Genomic DNA, 2,828 nt, shown 5'->3' with positions numbered 1-2,828 from the left:
CCCCCCTTTTCGGGGGTCTACACATTATTTCATAGTTATAACTTTGCAAACAGCTTTTAATTATAGTGAGCACCAATTCTATAAATACGAAAAAATGACACAAAAATCACACCTACTATTTTTTGCACTTATAACAAGCTGCTATAGCTTAAATGCCCAATTTATAACAACATGGCAAACCACAGTAGCTAATCAAAGGATTACCATACCAACAAAAGTAGAGTCAACCTACAATTATACAGTAGACTGGGGCGATGGTAGTCTTTCCACCAACCAAACAGGAGATGCCACCCATACTTATACTAAAGCAGATACATATACTGTTACTGTTACAGGCGATTTCCCCAGGATTTATTTTAACAATGAAGGGAGCATGTTAAATATCCAAAGTATAGAACAATGGGGCAGCCAAACATGGACATCTATGGGGCGTGCGTTTTATGGCTGTATAAATTTAATAGGAAACGCAACAGACCGTCCAGATCTATCTAAGGTGACTGATATGAGTTACATGTTTGCTGTAGCTTCAAATTTTAATCAAGATATTGGTAATTGGAATGTGGCTAAGGTGACCAATATGGAAGGCATGTTTAATAAAGCTTCAAGTTTTAATCAAGATATTGGTAATTGGAATGTGGCTAAGGTGACCAATATGGTAGGCATGTTTTATCAAGCCACAAGTTTTAATCAAGATATTGGTGATTGGAATGTGGCTAAGGTGACCAATATGGTAGGCATGTTTTCTCAAGCTTCAAATTTTAATCAAGCTATTGGTGATTGGAATGTGGCTAAGGTGACCAATATGGATGGCATGTTTTTTCAAGCTAGAAGTTTTAATCAAGATATTGGTGCTTGGAATGTGGCTGAGGTGACCAATATGGGAGGCATGTTTTTTCAAGCTACAAGTTTTAATCAAGCTATTGATGCTTGGAATGTGGCTGAGGTGACCAATATGGGAGGCATGTTTAATCAAGCTACAAGTTTTAATCAAGGTATTGGTGATTGGAATGTAGATAATGTGACCAATATGGAAGACATGTTTAATCAAGCTACAAGTTTTAATCAAGATATTGGTAATTGGAATGTGGATAAGGTGATTGATATGAGTTACATGTTTAATCAAGCTACAAATTTTAATCAAGATATTGGTGCTTGGAATGTGGTTAAGGTGACTGATATGAGTTACATGTTTTCTCAAGCTACAAATTTTAATCAAGATATTGGTGCTTGGAATGTGGCTAACGTGACTGATATGAAAGGCATGTTTTCTCAAGCTAGAAGTTTTAATCAAGATATTGGTGATTGGAATGTGGCTGAGGTGACCAATATGGGAGGCATGTTTTCTCAAGCTACAAATTTTAATCAAGATATTGGTGATTGGAATGTGGTTAAGGTGACTGATATGTATGCCATGTTTCATCAAGCTACAAATTTTAATCAAGATATTGGTGCTTGGAATGTGGCAAACGTGACTGATATGAGTTACATGTTTTCTCAAGCTACAAATTTTAATCAAGCTATTGGTAATTGGAATGTGGCTGAGGTGACCAATATGGAAGGCATGTTTTCTCAAACTACAAGTTTTAATCAAGCTATTGGTAATTGGAATGTGGCTGAGGTGACCAATATGAAAGGCATGTTTAATCAAGCTACAAATTTTGATCAAGATATTGGTAATTGGAATGTGGCTAACGTGACTGATATGAGTTACATGTTTTCTCAAGCTACAAGTTTTGATCAAGATATTGGTGATTGGAATGTGGTTAAGGTGACCAATATGTATGGCATGTTTCATCAAGCTACAAGTTTTAATCAAGATATTGGTAATTGGAATGTGGCTGAAGTGACCAATATGGAAGGCATGTTTCAAGAAGCTACAGATTTTAATCAAGATATTGGTGATTGGAATGTGGCTAACGTGACTGATATGAAAGGTATGTTTAATCAAGCTACAAGTTTTGATCAAGATATTGGTAATTGGAATGTGGATAAGGTGACTGATATGAGTTACATGTTTTATGAAGCTAGAAGTTTTAATCAAGGTATTGGTGATTGGAATGTGGCTAACGTGACTGATGTGAGTTACATGTTTTATGGAGCTAGAAGTTTTAATCAAGATATTGATGCTTGGAATGTGGCTAAGGTGACCAATATGGAAGGTATGTTTCAAGAAGCTATAGATTTTAATCAAGATATTGGTAATTGGAATGTGGCTAACGTGACTAATATGAGTTACATGTTTTATGGAGCTAGAAGTTTTAATCAAGATATTGATGCTTGGAATGTGGCTAACGTGACTGATATGAGTTACATGTTTTATGGAGCTAGAAGTTTTAATCAAGATATTGATGCTTGGAATGTGGCTAAGGTGACCAATATGGAAAGCATGTTTTATCAAGCTACAGATTTTAATCAAGATATTGGTAATTGGAATGTGGCTAAGGTGACTGATATGAGTCACATGTTTCAAGAAACTAGAAGTTTTAATCAAGATATTGGTAATTGGAATGTGGCTAAGGTGACTGATATGAGTTACATGTTTTATCAAGCTAGAAGTTTTAATCAAGATATTGATGCTTGGAATGTGGCTAAGGTGACCAATATGGGAGGCATGTTTTTTCAAGCTAGAAGTTTTAATCAAGATATTGGTGATTGGGATGTGGCTAATGTGACTGATATGAGTTACATGTTTTCTCAAGCTACAGATTTTAATCAAGATATTGGTGATTGGGGTGTGGCTAACGTGACTGATATGAGTTACATGTTTTATGAAGCTTCAAGTTTTAATCAAGATATTGGTAATTGGAATGTGGCTAAGGTGACCAATA

Annotated in this window: 1 protein-coding gene; it reads left to right on the top strand. The window is 35.5% G+C overall.

Translation table 11 applies throughout. The annotated features are described in order from the left end of the window. Positions 1–94 precede the first annotated feature (94 nt). The coding region (locus tag HHX25_RS21045) for a BspA family leucine-rich repeat surface protein (protein WP_169677388.1) at positions 95–2,828 on the top strand (2,734 nt) is incomplete at its 3' end.

The sequence above is a fragment of the Flavivirga algicola genome, assembly GCF_012910715.1.
Lineage (GTDB): Bacteria > Bacteroidota > Bacteroidia > Flavobacteriales > Flavobacteriaceae > Flavivirga > Flavivirga algicola.
This window is presented reverse-complemented; position numbering and strand designations above follow the sequence as displayed.